A 15,860-nucleotide genomic window follows, 5' to 3' on the forward strand; every position below is an offset into this window, starting at 1 on the left:
TCGACGCGTTATCTCCCGCCTCGGCCTCGGTGAGGACCTCACGGACCGGGAGTCGTCCGGGTCGGCTTGCACGCCGGACGCCGCCACACCACCACGGGCCACCGACGCCGCGGTCACGCGCGTCGCCGCCTGAACCTACGGCAGAAGGACAACGATGAACGCCCTGCACGATCTGCGCTCCACCCTCCGCGGCCAGGTGTGGCTGTCCGGCGAGCCCGATTTCGACATCGCCCGCCGGCCCTGGAACCTCGCCATCGAACAGCCGGTCGACGCCGTCGTCGAGGCCGCCGACGCCGCCGACGTCGCCGCGCTCGTCCGCCACGCCCGCGCGGCCGGGTCGAGCATCACCACCCAACCCAACGGACACGGCGCCACCGGCAACACTGCCGGCACGATCCTGCTGCGCACCCGGCGCCTGGACACCCTCCAGATCGACCCGGCGACCCGCCGGGCCCGTGTCGGCGCCGGCGTGCCGTCCGGCCGGGTCCAGGCCGCTGCCGCAGCACACGGCCTGACGGGCCTGCCCGGCAGCTCGCCGGTGGTCAGCGTCACCGGCGTCGCACTCGGCGGCGGACTGAGCTGGTTCAGCCGCGCACACGGCTGGGTGGCCGACAGCGTCACCGCCCTCGACATCGTCGACGCCGAAGGCCGCGAACGACACGTCACCGCCGACACCGAACCCGACCTGTTCTGGGCACTGCGCGGTGGCGGCGGCAGCTTCGCCATCGTCACCGCCCTGCACCTCGCCCTGCACCCCGCACCCCGCCTCTACGGAGGCAGGGTGCTGTGGCCCGCAGGGCACGCCCCCGCGGTGATGGACGCCTACCGCACGATCACCGCCGCCGCGCCGGACGAGCTGACCGTCTGGCTCGACCTGCTGCACTTCCCCGGCGCCGAGCCGATGGTCGCCGTGGACGCCACCTATCTCGGCGACCCGGACGAGGCCCGCGACCTGCTGGCCCCGCTGGACCGTTTACCCTCGCCGATCTCCGACAGCCGGCAGCCCATGTCGGTGGCCGAACTCGGCGCCATCACCGCCGAACCAACCGAGCCGAGCGCCGGACTGTCCCACACCGAACTCCTGACCACACTGGACGACAAGGCGGTCAGGACATTGCTGGACGACCCGATCGCACCGCTGCTCAGCGCGCAACTACGGCATCTGGGCGGCGCGCTGGCCCGCCCATCGGACAGCCCGCACGGCCCGCTCACCGAGCCCTACGCGCTCTACCTGTTCGGACTGCCCACCGACCCGGCCCGCGCCGAAGCCGTCGTCGCCAAGCAACGCGCCCTCGCCGAGGCACTGCCCACCAGCGGCCGTAAACCCCTCACCTTCCTCAACCCGACCGAAACCCTCGCCGACGCCTTCACCCCGCACACGCTGACCCGCCTCCGCGACATCAAACGCCGCCACGACCCGCACCACGTGTTCCGCGCCAACTTCCCGGTGCATGCCTGAGGCAGACATCCCACAGCAGGCACGTTCCCGTACGTTCGTGATCATGACAACGCCGATCACGGCGAGTGCGGCGGCTTGGCCTTCTGCGGGTAGATCGTCTCGTGACGGGCCAGCATGGCAACGAACTCGCTGATCTTCCGCTCACGGGTCTGCGCCCGCTTGACCCCGTTGACGCGGTGGATCAGAGCGAACCTGTTGGTTTTGGTGAGCACGTCGAACATGGCCTGGGCGGCGGGGTCGGCAGCGATGGCGGCGAGGAGGTCGTCGGGCACCTCGGCTTCCGACGGCGGGGCGTAGGCGGCCGCCCACCGCCCGTCCGCCTTCGCGGCTTCCACAGCGGCGCGGCCGGAGGGCAGCATCCGCCCCTGCGCCTCCAGCCGCGCCACGTGGGCGACGTTGCGCTGCGACCAGGAACTGCGGGGCCTGCGCGGGGTGAACCGGATCCAGGAGGTCTCCTGATCCCGTTTACGGGCCTGCCCGTCGATCCAGCCGAAACACAGGGCCTCGTCGACCGCCTGCTGCCAGGTCAGCGTCGTGACCGTGCCGCCCTTCCTGGTCAGAGCGAGCCAGACACCGGGCGACGTGGCATGGTTGGCCGACAGCCACGCGCGCAGCGCCTCGGCGTCCGCGACGATCAACTCATCCAGTTCGGCGCTCACCATGACGGCAGGCTATCGCTGCGCCGTGGCCGCAGCATCATCCTGTGGGAAGGCCCTGCTCGTCGGGCTGCCGTGGACGCGGGCACAACCTGTCCTCGTGAGAGGAGCTGGCGTGACTGGTCAGGAATCGAGAAGTGACGTCGGATGCACCGCCGATAGCGTGGACGGCACACGGCCATGCGACGTCGAGGAGAAACGACGATGACGAAGAAGGACGCTGACGCGGGAGGTTTCTCCACGCAGGAGCGGGCGGCGATGAAGGAGCGTGCGGCGGAGCTGAGAGCGGGTGCCAGGCGCACGAAGGGCGCGGAAAAGGCCGCCGCCGAAGAAGCGGAGCTGCTCGCGAAGATCGCGCGGATGCCCGACGGAGACCGGGAAATGGCGGAGCGTGTGCACGCGATCGTCACGGCCGTCGCGCCGGACCTCGCCCCCAAGCTGTACTACGGCCAGCCCGGGTACGCCAGGGACGGGAAGGTCGTGGTCTTCTTCCGCAGCGGGCAGATGGACAAGGAGCGCTACTCGACGTTCGGGGTGAGCACGCAGGCGGCCCTCGACGAAGAATGCGGGTTCTGGCCGACCTCGTACGCGCTCGCCGAACCGACGGAGCAGGCGTGGGAGCAGCTCGGCGACATCGTACGGCGCGCAGCGGGAACGCGGCAGTTGTGAGACGACGGCTTCCCAGACGGCCGACGCCCGGCGACGTTGAGCGCGCCGTCGTCGAGGCCGGCGGCATTGCCGGGCAGCACGAGGCCGAGGTCGGGAATGTCGACGCCGAACGGACCTGGGTGGCGGCGCACGACAACGCTGCCGATGTCTGCGCCGCGTGGGTCCCGGGCCGTCGTGACGTGTCAGGCCAGATCAGCCGATGCCGTCGACTGCGGCCCTGAGCGCGTTGATCGACGGGTCCCAGCTGAAGTTCAGGACGGGGAGGCCGGAAGCGGCGGCATTGCTGTCGCCACCGAGCACCACCGCCCGCGGCTTACCGGTGCCCTGGGGAACTACGAGGTACCAGTTGCCCTTGACATTCGCGATGAACACTTCATCTACCTCCTGGTCGGTCGGGTTCGGGTTGGCGACGTCTCCGACGTAGTTCTCGAAATCCACCGTCGCGCGGAAATTCGTGGGGCTGCCGGTGTTCAGCCAGAGACTCGTATGCACGTGCGGCCCGACACCGCGGTCACTGCCGTGCGCCGAGGCGCCGGAGTACGCGATCGTCTGGCCCCGCGACACACGTTGACCGGTCGAGACGGCGATCGTCGACAGGTGCAGGTGCCGGGTGTAGTTGCCATCATCGTGAGCCATCCCCACGACGCGCCCGGTCGCGGTGGAGGTGTCGGTCTTCACGTAACGGATCGTGCCGTTCGCCGCGGCCTTGACGGGGGTACCGATTCCGACCGCGTAGTCGGTGCCCGGCTCGCCCGAGGGCGGCGTCCGGTTCCGGTGGTCCTGCCACGAGCTCGAGATCCGGACGTTTCCGCACGGCCTCTGATAGCTGCCGGCAGCCTGAGCGGAGCCGGGCAGCAGAGCAAAGGCGGCCGACACCCCGGATGCCGCCAACGCGGCGCCTGTGATGAACCCCCGTCTCGAAAGTCCCCGCAGATAGGCGATGCCACCGAGATCCTCGGGTGGCAGATCGCCGTGGCTGACATTCTGAGGAGGGTCAGGGCGAGGCTCACCGCTGAGGATCATCGATGCAACGTAAGGCTACTTCCGTTGGAGGGCAAGGGTTTCCTACGATCGCTTTGGGACGTTACGCGAGTCCTCTCCGTGACGTAGCGAGGCCAGGGCCTGGGTCGTCGTAGGTCACGTCGCGCGTGAAGATCTCCCGGCCCAGCTCTCCGGCTCATCGGCTGCGGCTGAGGGCCGCGTCGAGGTCATCGAGATGGCCTGCGACGGGGCCGACGGTGAGCATGCCGCTGCCGGCTCCGGCCAGCTCGTTGGCGGCCGGCGTGAGTTCGCTCCGGGCGCGTTCCATCGCCGGCCGGTCGTCCAGGGCGATCGCAGCTCGGGCGGTGAGGCACCACAGGGCCTCGAACAGCAGGTCGCGCGGCGGAGCCGGGGTCTGACGCAGCGCCGCGCCGGCCTCGGCCGGGCGGTCCCGTCCCAGTAGGACGAGTGGACGCGCCCAGGGCGCGTAGGGGCCCCAGTCGATGTCACCGTCGAAGCGGACCGGTTCGCCGTGCGACACGCGCAGGCACAGCAGGGCCAGTGGTAGGAGGCCCCGCTCGACGCCGGGCATGCCGGCGGTGGCGAGCTGTGCCGCCCCGTTGCGGTAGGCCGTTTCCGCGGCCTGCGGCGACGGCTCGGTCGCGGCCAGCCGCAGTGCGCGGTACCACTGGGTGAACACGCCGACCAGCGGGCGGTCGTGCCGTTCGGCGAGCCGGTCCGCTGCGGTGGCGTGCTGGTCGGCGGTGGCGAAGTCCGCGAGCGCGCTGCGGGCCTGCAGTCGGACGAGATGACCGAGGATCTCGAACGTCCCCAGGCCGTGCCGGGCGGAGAGCGCGACGAGCTCGGCGCCGATCTGGTCCCGCTCAGGAGCCAGGCCCGCACGGTGGAAGGTCTGCATGAACACGCCGTTCAGCGCGAAGGCCAGCAGGGCCGGGTCGCCCAGGCGGCGCGCGATCCGCTCCGCTTCCTGGGCCGCCTGGGGTCCGCGCGCCGCGCGGGTGCCGCGTGACTCCACCGCGATCGTGGCCAGCAGTCGGGCTCGGGTGGCCTCGGACGAGCCAGGACGAAGGGCGGCCAGGGCCCGCTCGGCCGCCGCCACGATCCGCGTCGCCTGCGCCGGATCATCCGAGCGCGTCCAGATCGCGGGTACGTCGTAGCCGCCGATCACCCGGGCGGTGAGGTCGGGATCGCCCAACTGCTCGGCGGCGGCGATGGCCGCGATCCGCTGTTCGCGCGCGGCCTCGAGTCCGCTCGCCCCCGTCACGGCGAGACTTCGCAGCAGGCCGACCGTCGACTCCAGTCGGGACCCGGAGCCCGACGCCACCGTACGGTCGAATGCCGCTGCGGTCTCCGCCCAGACCCGTTGCGGTCCCGGTGAACCCAGCCCGTCGCCGACCCGATCCGCTTGACGGAGGATGTCGGTCTCCAGGCGACGCAGTCGCGGGCTCGGATCGACGCCGAGTTGTTCCAGAAGCAGGCTGCGGGCTCGGCGCAGTACCGCGAGCGCGTCACCCTGGCGTCCCGCGCGGTACAGGGCGAGCGCCAGCAGCCGCCACGCCTCCTCCCGCCACGGATGCTCGGCTACGTGGGCGTCGAGATCGGGTACGACGTCCGAGGCGCGCCCGACAGTCAGTCGCGCCTCGGCCCGCTGCTCGATCGCGTTCAGCCGTAGCTGTTCGAGGCGGGACCGCTCGACGCGCGTCCACGGCTCGTCGTCGATGCCGGCGAACGCGGGTCCCCGCCACCAGCCCAGGGCACGATCGAGCCGCTCGAGTGCCTCGTGCGGCGGCGCGGTGGACGCGGCGGCGACCTCGTTCTCGAACCGCCAGGCGTCGACCGCGTCCGGCGCCACCCTGAGCGCGTAGCCCGGGCCCTCGGTGACCAGCAACCGTGCCGGCTCGCGCGGTGCTCGCTGCGGCTCCAGCGCGCGCCGCAACGCCGCAACGAACGTGCGGACGCTGCCCACCGCACCTGGTGAGGGCTCCTCCCACAGGTCGTCGACGAGGCGGTCGACCGGTACGACCCGACCGCGCCCGACGAGGAGTCGCGCCAGCACCGCGCGGTGTTTCGGCCCTTTCAGGTCTATCGGCGCGCCGGCGGCGTCCCAGGCGTCGACCGGCCCGAGGACACCGAACCTGACCTGCACTGATCGAACCGCCCTTCCGCACCTGCGTTCAACGTATCGCGCTCATCGTTTGCTCATCCGCGACCGGCACGCTGGAATCGCCCACCCGACGAGAAGAGGACGACCATGACCATCACCATTCCCGGCTTCGACTACCAGCGCGTCGCGGTCGACGGGGACGTGACGATTAACGCGGCGGTGGGGGGTACGGGCAGCCCGATCGTGCTGTTGCACGGCTTTCCGCAGACCCACGTCATGTGGCGGCACGTCGCCGTCGACCTGGCCACCGACCACACCGTGATCTGTCCTGATTTGCGCGGCTACGGGGCAAGCGACAAGCCCGACGCGCGCGACGTCGAGACGTACTCCAAGCGGACCATGGCCGCCGACATCGTCACCCTCGCCAGCAGGCTCGGCCACGAGCGCTTCGCCCTGGCCGGACACGACCGTGGCGCCCTCGTCGCCATCCGCGCCGGCCTCGACCATCCCGCCACGATCACCCACCTCGCCATCCTCGACGTCCTGCCGACGCTGGACATGTGGGACATCCTGCACGGGTCCTCCGCCGCCATCGCCTTCCACCTGTACCTGATGGCCCAGCCGCCCGGCCTGCCCGAGCAGATGATCAGCGCCAGCGCGGACGCCTTCTTCGGTTACTTTCTCGACGTGTGGGCCAGGAATCCCCAGGCGATTCCTGCGGACCTGCGGGCGGAGTACCTGAATGCCTCCCGCGAGGCAGTCCCCTCCATCGTCGCCGACTACCGCGCTTCGGCCGGCATCGACATCGAACACGACCAGGCCGACCGCGCCGCCGGGAACCGGCTGCCCATGCCGGCCACCGTCGTCCAGCAGGACTGGGGAGCCGCACTCGGCTACGACGCCGCCGCGCTGTGGCACACCTGGGCTGCTGATCTGGACCACCGCACCACGTCGGCCGGGCACTTCATGGCCGAGGAAGCGCCTGACGAGATCATCAAGGTCCTGCGCTCCCTGCTTGCGCGGTAGCTACGGATGTCGAGATGGTCGGGCAAGGTCGGTTCGGGTCCGGCACGATGGGGTGGGCGGTGTCGGTGTCCCGTACACCTGATCATCACGGCCGTGGCCGGACGCGACGGCGACCACCGGCGCCACTGCGCCGGGGCAGCCGGGAGGAGGACGCGATGCGGGCCGTCCAGAAGATCCACCATCGACGGGCCGACGTCGACGGACTGGAGGTGTTCTTCCGCGAGGCCGGGCGTCCCGGTCAGCCGGCGGTACTGCTGCTGCACGGGTTCCCCTCCTCGTCGCACACGTTCCGCCAGGTCATGCCCACCCTCGCCGACGTCGCGCACGTGATCGCGCCGGATCTGCCCGGCTTCGGGATGTCCGCGTCGCCCACCGTCGACGAGTACGACTACACGTTCGAAAACCTCTCCTGGACGATCGAGCACCTTCTCGACCGGCTCGGGATCGAGCGCTTCTTCGTCTACCTGCACGACTTCGGCGCACCGGTGGGATACCACCTGGCCACCCGCGCCCCGGCCCGCATCCGCGGGCTGATCGTCCAGAGCGGCAACGCGCACCAGGACGGCCTCGGCGTGCAGTGGGACAGCGCCCGGGCCTACTGGGCCGACCCGACCGACGCCACGCGCGCCGGCCTGCCGGACTGGTTGCACTTCGCCGGCACCCGCGACCAGTACCTGGCCGGGCTGCCCGAACGGCTGCGCGCCCTGCACGCACCCGAGTCGTGGCACCTCGACTGGGAGCGCATGAGCCGACCCGGCAACGTCGACGCGCAGTTCGCGCTCTTCACCGACTACGCCAACCACGTCGCCCGCTTCGATGAGCTCGCCGAATACCACCGCGCCCACCAGCCGCCGGCGCTCGTGCTGTGGGGACGGCACGACGCCTACTTCGACGTCGACGAGGTTCTCGCCTACCACCGCGTCCTCGAGCGCCTGGACGCGCACATCTACGACGGTGGCCACCTCCTGTTGGAGACGCACGCGGCGGAGTGCGCCGAGCTCATGCGGGCGTTCGTGCGCGACAACGCGTGAGCCGGTCCGCTCGTGGGCGCGACGTTGCCAAAAGCGTAACAACCTGGTTACCCTTTCGCCGTGGACGAGGTGGCTGCCGCGATCGCCGATCCGGTTCGGCGGGAGATCCTGCTGATGCTGCGCGACGCACCGCTCTCTGCCGGCCAGATCGCCGACCGGTTCGTGATCAGCCGGCCGGCCGTCAGCCGTCACCTGCGCGTGTTGCGCGAGGCCGGGCTGGTGCGCGACACGGCCGACGGACGCAGGCGCGTCTACACGCTGGTCACCGCGCCGCTCGACGAGCTGACCGGGTGGCTGGGACGGCTGACGCGCCCGGCCGGCTGGCAGCACCGCCTCGACGCGCTGGAGACCGAGGTCTACCGCACCCGCCGCGAGCGGCAGACAGCCGCCGGGCGGCACCCATCGGAGAAGGAGACCGCATGAGCCCCACACCCACCGGCCGACTGATCGGCGACGACCTCATGCTGACCCGCACGTTCCGCGCCCCCGTGGCGGACGTCTGGGCCAGCCTCACCGATCCGGCGCGCACGGCACGCTGGTTCGGCCCGTGGCAGGGCGACGCCGCGCCGGGACGCACGATCAAGGTCCAGATGGCGTACGAGGAGGGCGAGCCCTGGCTGGACATGACCATCGACGCGTGCGAACCGCCGCACCGGCTGGCGGTTTCCGCGGTGGACGAGCACGGCGACTGGCATCTGGACCTGGTGCTGGTCGAACGTGCGGGCGTGACCGAGCTCCGGTTCACGCAGCACCTGACCGGCACGGAGGGCGTCGGCGAGGTCGGGCCCGGCTGGGAGTACTACCTGGACGCGTTGGCCGCCTCGCGCGACGGCCGGCCGGCGCCGGACTTCGACGACTACTACCCCGCGATGAAGGAGCACTTCGACGCGCAGCGGTAGAGGTGATGTGATCAGGACGTCGATCCGAAGGGGGCACGGTGGGGCGCAGGGCGATCATCTTCCACGGGACCGGCGGCAACCCGGACGCGTGCTGGTATCCCTGGCTGGCAGGGCGGCTCGCGGCCCGGGGATACGCCGTCGAGGTGCCGCACCACCCGGGCATCAACGTCGAGCCGATCGCCACGTTCCTGCCGAAGGTGCTGAACGGGCACAGCTTCGACGAGGACACGGTCCTCGTGGGCCACTCCGGCGGCGCGGCCCTCCTGCTCGCGCTCCTGGAACACGTGGACGTGACCGTCGCCCAGGCGATCCTGGTCGCCGGGTACTGCACGCGGCCCAACACGGAGGAGGAACCGGTCCTCCAGCAGGGTTACGACTGGGCCGCCATCCGGTCGCACGTACGGGACATCTACTTCGTCAACTCCCGCGAGGATCCGTACGGCTGCGACGACCGGCAGGGACGCGCCATGTTCGAGCGGCTCGGCGGCACCCAGATCGTGCGCGACGACGGGCACTTCGGCGACCACGACCAGCCGTACGAGCGGTTCGAGCTGCTCGACCGGCTCATCCCCTGACGCCGCCGGCGTGACGGCACCGACCCGTCGGACCGGTCCGCTAGGCGGTGAGTTCCTTGGCCATGACGTGCTCCCTACGCAGACCGTCGGGCATGAGGTCGCCGAGCTCACCCGTGTCACGGAAGCCGTTGCGCCGGTAGAGCGCCCAGGCGTTGCTGTTGCCCTCCGCCACGGCCAGGCGCAGAGTCCTCGCGCCAACCCGTCGAGCCCACTGCTCGACCGCCCGCACGAGGTGGTCGCCCACGCTCCGGCCGCGTCCCACCGGCGCCACGTACATCGAGATCAGCTCGACCACGCGGTCCTGATCGGTCGGCACGCCGCTGGCCATGCCGACGGGGTGCCCGTCGAGCGTCGCCACGACGTTGTGTGAGCCGGGAACGGCCAGCCGGCCGCGCCAGCGTTCCTCCCGGTCGCCGTCGCCCTGCCAGTCGGCCAGTTGGGAGCCGAAGGCGTACGGCGCCTCCGCCAGCGCGGCGAGCCGCAGATCCCGCCAGGTCTTCCAATCGCCCTCGGTGAGCACACGCGTCTCGATCACGTCGCGAAGGCTGCCGCAGGTGTGGGGCCCAGGCAACCTGGTTCCTGTCGCATGGGCGCTACGAACGAAGGGCGTCCCTGAAGGCCTCACGGATCACGCCGCCAGTGACGGCGCACCACGTCCTGGTGTCCACTTCGCCGTTGGCGGGCAGGCCGTGCAGCTCCTGCAGGTCCTTGACGGCACTCCCGGTGGCGTCGTCGAACTGGCCGTTGACGCCGACCTCCAGGTATCCCTTGGCGACGAGGATGCCTTGCAGCGCCCTGACCACATCGCCAGTGGCGTGCTGGTCCAGCTCGGGAGCGAGTGTCTCCCAGGTTTCGGCGGTCATGGTCCCGTCCGGTGACACAGCAAGACCGTGCCTGTGCTGCCAGTCCCTGATGGCTGAGGTCATCTCGGGGAACCACTGCCCGCCATCCGTCAGCGGGATGGGGTAGCCGGCGTTGCGCAGGAGGTACTGGGCGACGGTGACCACCGGGCCCCCGACGGGCGTACCCTCGGCGACCTCGTAGATGTCGGGCCAGGTGCGCTCCGGGACCTCCCCGATCTGTGTCCCGAGCTGGGCCGCCACCTCGCGGCGCAGCTGCGGAAACTGACGGTAGAAGCCGATGCCGGGACATTGCGTGTTGCGGAAGTCCCAGTGGCCGAAGATGTGGTGCGCCCTGAGCTGGTATTGCCGGCAGATCGTGACGCAGAGCCGCACCAGCGAGTCCCACAGCTTCCGCGTCGGGGTCTCCTCGATGTAGAAACCCTCGTTCTCGATGCCGATCGAGTCGTGGTTGCGGCCGGGGCAGTGCGCCGATCGGACCTGGGCCAGGCCGGTCTCCAGCGTCTCGAGGCTGCGCGCCCGTCCTTCCAGCACATGGCCGCCCCGGCTGATCGTGAAGTGCTGCCCGGAGTCGGACCAGCCCCTCTCGTCCTGGTGGAATCGTTGGATGTCCTTCGCCAACCTCACCGCCCGCTCGCGGGAGAAGTCGGTGGTGTTGTGCGTCGGCTCCCCGGTGTGGTGAAGGATGATCTTCCGGGTGGTGCCGTCGAGCAGCACCACCCCGGGGGGCTTCGGCCGGCGGGCGCCCCAGCTGTCGCAGTCGATGATCCACGGGAACATGGCGCTGGGTACGGCGTCGGCAATCTCGATCTCGCGCTTGATCACCATTGATCCTCCATGATCTCCAAGTTGAGTGGGTCGCGGGGCCGCGGTGCAGGAGCTGCCGGTGAGCGGATGCGGCACCGGCGTGCTGCCGAAAGACCGTGGCCGCGCAGAGGGCTACCGGCGCCGGCGCCAGAAGGGGCGCGAGGCCCACCGCTGTTCCCTCTGGTACGCGTCGCGGTGGTGGCGGCGGTACGCCGCCCGGATCCTGGCAAGGTTCGCGGCGTACCCGGGTAGGGCGTCACGCTCGCCGCGCAGGTGCCGGTCGACGGCTCGGCCGGCGACGAGCCCGGTGTAGAGGGCGGTGAGGATGCCCTGGCTGGAGAGGGGGTCGAAGGCCACGGCGGCGTCACCGGCGGCGATCCACCCGTCGCCGTGCGGGAGGGTGAGATGGCTGCTGTGGGCGGCGACCCGCCGCGGTGGGGCCCATTCTCCGACGTCCTGGACAGGAGCGTACACATGGTGGAGCCTGGCCAGCAGCGCCCGGTACCGGACGGGCCGGTGCAGGTCCGCCGGCGCCAGATCGGCATCGGTGAAGTAGGTGAGCACCCGGTGCCCGTGCGGAGCGGGCGCGGCGTACCACCACCCGTCGGGCACCGCCTCGACCAGCGAGGCTGCCAGACCCGGATCGGCTGCGGGGACTCGGACTTCGACGCCGACGAGCCGGTCGGTGGTCCGGTAGTGGCCGCCGTGACGACGGGCGATGGCCCCGGCCCGGCCGGTCGCCTCGACCAGCCACGCGCACCTTACCCAGCGGGCTCCCGTCGCGGTGTGCAGCCGCAGAGTCCACGCACCGCCCGGCTCGCGCACGGCCTCGGCGACCCGTGTGTCGTCGAGGGCCCGGGCTCCGGCGGCCACGGTGGCCGCGCGCAGCTGACGGTCGTAGAGCGGCCGGTCCAGGTGCCAGCCGTGCCCGTACGGGTCGAGGATCGTGTCGACACGGGCAAGGGTCTCCGAGTCCCAGGCCGAAAGGTTGGCCAGGCACCGTGGGTGGCCGCCGGCCGCGTCCGGAGTGGGCAGGCCGAGTTCGTTCAGCATGCGGCGGGCCGCCCCGGGCAGGGCCTGCCCGATCCGCGGCGTGCGGTGGCCGGCGTCGGCGAGCAGGACCGAGCGGCCCGCTCGGACCAGGGCCGCAGTGGCGGCGGCACCGGCGGGACCGCCGCCGGCCACCACGACGTCGTACCAGGAACCGGGCGGCGGGCCGCCTCCGCTCACAGTTGGTCCCGGTACGGGCTGACCTTGTCGAAGCGGCCCACCAGCACCTCGTCGGAGTCGAACGGGCTCTGCTCGATGACGTATCCGACCTCGTCATCGGAGACCCCTGCACCGTCGGCCGTCTCGGGCACGTGCAGGGCGATCAGGTTGCGGGTGTACGGCACCTGGTCGAGGTCGAGCAGCGGCGTCGACTCCACCCGCATGACAGCGGGAAACGTGCCGTCGTCAGGGCCGTCGCGGGTCTCCACGATGCCGAGCTTGGACCAGAGTTCCACCATCTGCTTGTGCTGCTGCTCGTCGTCGCCGTGCAGCGCACGGAACCACACCGCCCGCTGCTCGAATGCCCTGCGTCGCACCTCGATGTCCTGGTGCGTGTCCATGACCGTGCGGTAGTCGGCTTCGGTGAGCACGTGGTTGGGCACGGTCGCGGGCCACCACGTCGGCAGGTACGGGTCGAACCCGGCGGTGAAGCCCATCTCCTCCTGACTGGCGTAGCCGGAACGGCACTCGGAGGTGTCGGTCTGCCACGGCACGGCCATCCAGCGGGTGAGGTCGCCGGGAGCCTGGGCGTACAGCGGGCCGTCCACCGCCAGTGCGGTCTGCGGGGTCAGCCAGGGCCCGTAGAACGGCTCCTGCCAGCCGCCGGGCCGGTGCCGGATGCGGAAGCGGCCCTGGTACATCGACGGGTGCCGGATCGGCCAGGTCACCTCGCAACCCGGGTGGAACGCGTCGGCCAGGCAGAAGTCGAGCGCGGCACGGTCGAGCGTCTGCGGCTGCAGATCCAGTGTCACGTCACAGAACTGCCCTCCCGTGGCGGGCGGGTCGCCCGGCACGAACCTGCCCGCCGCCCAGTAGCGGAACATGCGGTACTGGACGGGTGACAACGTCACGTGGTGGCGCACCGAGCGGGGCGGCACCGACATGGCGTCGCCGTAGATCCATGGCCACGGCACCGGGGAGATCCCGTCCCGGTCGATGTGGCGCAGCGCCGTGTAGATCTGGGTGCGCAGCTCCGCGTACTGCTGATCGGGCCGGGCGAGCTTGGCCAGGAAGGAGTCGTCGAGAAAGTAGTCGGCCCCGCCCCAGCCGAACCGGGTGGCGAACCCGTGGTTGACCCATTGAAGCTCGCTCATCCGGCGCAGCACGGGCGCGATGTGCTCGTGGAACGACACCTCGGGAAAGGGCAGCACACCGCTGGCGACGTGCATGTCGAACAGCAGGTCGTACAACGTGCGCACGCTCTTGACGCCGGGCGCGTAGTCGGGCGGTCCGACGATGACCCACGCCGGATCCACCGGTATCTCACGGCCGTCGATTGTCACTTTCGCGGTCACGGGTCCGTCGGAGACGTCGTCGTGCCAACCGTCGTTGTTGGCATACGACTTCAGCGTCTCGTACTTCTTGTCGTACGGGGCGGCGACACCCTTGCCGCCGAGGACCAGCAGCCGCCCCTCCTCATCGGTGTGCAGCTCGCCGAGATAGACGGGAATGCCCATGAACTTGCCCGTGTCGAAGACGGCACCGGTGCTGACATTGACACCACTGATCTCGCGGGGGCCAGGCTTGATCTCCAGCCGGTCGCGCTCGGCGCGCGGCACGTCGACGTTACGCAGCTCGGCGTTCTTGGCCTGCTCGGCCTCGGGGATGTCCAACGCCAGCCGGAACTGGTACCAGGCGGCCTTCTTGTTGGCCAGCTCGACGCTCCAGCGCAGGGACGTGCCTTCCTGGGGAAGGATCTCCTTGACCACTTGACCTTTGGCGTTGTACCCGTACACCCGGAACCGGGCGGCCTGACGTTTGAGCGCCCCGGACGGGTCCCGGTAGAAGCCCGGCGCACGAGGCGGAGGATCCGGCATCTCCGGACCGATGAAATACTCACTGTCGCTGTTGCCTACCCGCGCCACACCGATCGCCGGGTGGACAGCCGCGCGGATGATTTCCTCTGCCATTAGAATCTTTCGCTTTCCAGCTGACGGAACAGGCATCCACCAGGAGATTAGCGAGCTGCGGAGGCTTGCATTCGGCGAACGGCGTCAGGCGGCGGATCTGGTGCTGCCCTACTTGGAGGTCAGCTCCTGCGCCAGCCGATCCAGACCACCCTTGATCAGTTGCGCGTACGCGTCATCGCCAAGCGCGCCGATCCCCACCTGCGCACGGCGGTCCATCCACGTTCACCGACCGGTGCCCACGCTGGCCGAGCCACCAACGGAGGCACATGACGCTGCCGCCGGATCGCCAACATGAGCAGGTTCTTCTTGGCCGAAGGACCCTCTACCGGAGACCTCGCCGCCTATCGATCATCGACACGCGTACTCGGCTTCGCGACGCTGCCTGGTACTCCAGTCGGGGATGGTGATCACGGCTGGACGAGGGCGTGTCAGGGCGTAATCACTGTCACGGTCGAGGCTTGGTGACAGCGCTGCCCGTGTATTCAGAGAAGATTTCGCCGAGGACGCGTTGCGCGTTCGCGAATTCTTCTGCGTCCTCGGGATCTTCGAAGGTGTAGGAGCAGGTGGCGAGGGTTTTCCAGAGGGCCCAGCCACGTCCGCGCGCCCACGTCGCATCATCTACCGGCAGCTGCTTGCGGAATGCCTGCCGGCCGTCGGCGGTCAGCAACGTCCAGGCAATCGCCAGATCGCAGGCCGGGTCACCGACACCGCATGTCCCGAAGTCAATGACGGCCGCCAACTGGCCGTCAGCAAGTAGAAGGTTTCCCTGGGCGATGTCCCCATGGAACCAGCGGTCTACACCGTCCCAGCAGGCGTCGAGTGCCCGCGCCCAGATCTCGCGCACCAGCTCGGCATCGACGTGGCCGTCCAAGTCCGTGAGCGCACTCTGAATCTTTTTGTCGTAGGTGCGCAGGGTGCCACCCCGGAACCAGTTGTGGACACCCGGCTGCGGGCCCCCAGTGGAGTCGACGCCCTGCAGGGCCGCCAGGAATTCGGCCAGGTCGATCGCGAATCGCACCGGGTCGGCGATGCGATCCACGCTCGCAGGCTCGCCGTCGAGCCACCGGTAGATCGACCACGGATAGGGGTAGCCCGCATCTGGTTTGCCTTTCGCCAGCGGGGCGGGGATGGGCAGCGGCAGCCGAGCGGCGAGGGCAGGAAGCCACCGATGTTCCTTGTCGACCGCCAAGGCGTACTCGGCTGCGCTGGGCAGACGCACCAGCCTTTCAGGACCGAGGTGGAAGGTCCAGTTGTCCCAGCCGCCGTTGGCTACCGGCTCAACCGGGAGGTCGGCCAGGTGCGGGAACTGGTCGGCGATGAGCCGACGCACCTGTTCGGCGTCAACGGTGATGCGTTGCGGCAGGGGACCGAGGTCCGGAATGTCACTCACTGAGCCGTCCTCGTCTGACCATCGAGGTTGAGCGCGATGTGCTGCGCGAGCGGAAGCGGCCACGTCGATCACGGACGGCTGTGTGGACTGACCATGACGTCGCGGTGGCTGCCGGCTACAGGGTAGACGCTCAGCGATGGAGGGTGTTGTTCGAAGACTTGATGTTGACCATCGGCGAGCGCTTCCGCAGGCCGGAACCCGAC

Annotated in this window: 15 protein-coding genes; 7 read left to right on the plus strand and 8 right to left on the minus strand. The window is 70.2% G+C overall.

Features of this window, described 5'->3' with window-relative positions:
- Positions 1-154: 154 nt before the first annotated feature.
- On the plus strand, positions 155-1,459 hold the full coding sequence (locus tag ACN27A_RS08230) for an FAD-binding oxidoreductase (protein ID WP_421451005.1): 1,305 nt from the start codon (positions 155-157) through the stop codon (positions 1,457-1,459).
- Between the two features lie 56 nt (positions 1,460-1,515).
- Here the strand turns inward: ACN27A_RS08230 and ACN27A_RS08235 are convergent, their stop codons facing one another.
- Entirely contained in the window at positions 1,516-2,121 is a 606-nt protein-coding gene (locus ACN27A_RS08235) for a YdeI/OmpD-associated family protein (protein ID WP_421451008.1), read from the minus strand.
- 198 nt (positions 2,122-2,319) lie between these two features.
- Here ACN27A_RS08235 and ACN27A_RS08240 point away from each other — a divergent pair, with 198 nt between their 5' ends.
- The gene (locus ACN27A_RS08240) at positions 2,320-2,784 is read left to right on the plus strand and encodes a DUF1801 domain-containing protein (RefSeq protein ID WP_421451011.1); all 465 of its coding nucleotides are present in this window, start codon (positions 2,320-2,322) and stop codon (positions 2,782-2,784) included.
- A 192-nt stretch (positions 2,785-2,976) separates the two neighbouring features.
- Here ACN27A_RS08240 and ACN27A_RS08245 read toward each other — a convergent pair whose 3' ends face one another.
- Together ACN27A_RS08245 and ACN27A_RS08250 are read right to left on the minus strand one after the other, a co-directional pair.
- Entirely contained in the window at positions 2,977-3,807 is an 831-nt protein-coding gene (locus ACN27A_RS08245; protein ID WP_421451013.1) for a M23 family metallopeptidase, read from the minus strand.
- A gap of 154 nt (positions 3,808-3,961) precedes the next feature.
- Entirely contained in the window at positions 3,962-5,932 is a 1,971-nt protein-coding gene (locus tag ACN27A_RS08250) for an AfsR/SARP family transcriptional regulator (protein WP_421451016.1), read from the minus strand.
- A gap of 105 nt (positions 5,933-6,037) precedes the next feature.
- Here ACN27A_RS08250 and ACN27A_RS08255 point away from each other — a divergent pair, with 105 nt between their 5' ends.
- The 5 genes from ACN27A_RS08255 to ACN27A_RS08275 all read left to right on the plus strand — a co-directional run bounded on the left by ACN27A_RS08255 (position 6,038) and on the right by ACN27A_RS08275 (position 9,421).
- A complete protein-coding gene (locus ACN27A_RS08255) occupies positions 6,038-6,916 on the plus strand; it encodes an alpha/beta fold hydrolase (protein WP_421451018.1) in 879 nt (292 codons plus the stop codon).
- Between the two features lie 155 nt (positions 6,917-7,071).
- The gene (locus tag ACN27A_RS08260; RefSeq protein WP_421451021.1) at positions 7,072-7,947 is read left to right on the plus strand and encodes an alpha/beta fold hydrolase; all 876 of its coding nucleotides are present in this window, start codon (positions 7,072-7,074) and stop codon (positions 7,945-7,947) included.
- A gap of 60 nt (positions 7,948-8,007) precedes the next feature.
- Positions 8,008-8,370: a metalloregulator ArsR/SmtB family transcription factor gene (locus tag ACN27A_RS08265; RefSeq protein WP_421451024.1), complete on the plus strand. Its 363-nt coding sequence runs from the start codon at positions 8,008-8,010 to the stop codon at positions 8,368-8,370.
- Positions 8,367-8,846 carry an SRPBCC family protein gene (locus ACN27A_RS08270; RefSeq protein WP_421451026.1) on the plus strand — a complete coding sequence of 160 codons (480 nt, stop codon included), beginning with the start codon at positions 8,367-8,369 and terminating at the stop codon, positions 8,844-8,846. The genes ACN27A_RS08265 and ACN27A_RS08270 overlap by 4 nt, the downstream gene beginning before the upstream one ends.
- Positions 8,847-8,884: 38 nt before the next feature.
- Positions 8,885-9,421, plus strand: coding sequence for an RBBP9/YdeN family alpha/beta hydrolase (locus ACN27A_RS08275; RefSeq protein WP_421451029.1), 537 nt, complete (start codon positions 8,885-8,887; stop codon positions 9,419-9,421).
- Between the two features lie 40 nt (positions 9,422-9,461).
- On the opposite strand, the gene ACN27A_RS08280 is transcribed toward ACN27A_RS08275, so the two are convergent.
- The 5 genes from ACN27A_RS08280 to ACN27A_RS08300 form a co-directional block, all read right to left on the minus strand.
- Entirely contained in the window at positions 9,462-9,956 is a 495-nt protein-coding gene (locus tag ACN27A_RS08280) for a GNAT family N-acetyltransferase (RefSeq protein WP_421451031.1), read from the minus strand.
- Positions 9,957-10,014: 58 nt separating this feature from the next.
- Positions 10,015-11,106 carry an N-acetylmuramoyl-L-alanine amidase gene (locus tag ACN27A_RS08285; RefSeq protein WP_421451034.1) on the minus strand — a complete coding sequence of 364 codons (1,092 nt, stop codon included), beginning with the start codon at positions 11,104-11,106 and terminating at the stop codon, positions 10,015-10,017.
- A 114-nt stretch (positions 11,107-11,220) separates the two neighbouring features.
- Positions 11,221-12,318, minus strand: coding sequence for an FAD-dependent monooxygenase (locus ACN27A_RS08290; protein WP_421451036.1), 1,098 nt, complete (start codon positions 12,316-12,318; stop codon positions 11,221-11,223).
- On the minus strand, positions 12,315-14,303 hold the full coding sequence (locus ACN27A_RS08295) for a LodA/GoxA family CTQ-dependent oxidase (RefSeq protein ID WP_421451038.1): 1,989 nt from the start codon (positions 14,301-14,303) through the stop codon (positions 12,315-12,317). The genes ACN27A_RS08290 and ACN27A_RS08295 overlap by 4 nt, the downstream gene beginning before the upstream one ends.
- 409 nt (positions 14,304-14,712) lie before the next feature.
- Positions 14,713-15,657 carry an aminoglycoside phosphotransferase family protein gene (locus ACN27A_RS08300; RefSeq protein ID WP_421451041.1) on the minus strand — a complete coding sequence of 315 codons (945 nt, stop codon included), beginning with the start codon at positions 15,655-15,657 and terminating at the stop codon, positions 14,713-14,715.
- Between the last annotated feature and the right edge of the window lie 203 nt (positions 15,658-15,860).

The organism is Micromonospora sp. WMMD737, assembly GCF_049179055.1.
Classification (GTDB): Bacteria; Actinomycetota; Actinomycetes; order Mycobacteriales; family Micromonosporaceae; genus Micromonospora; species Micromonospora reichwaldensis.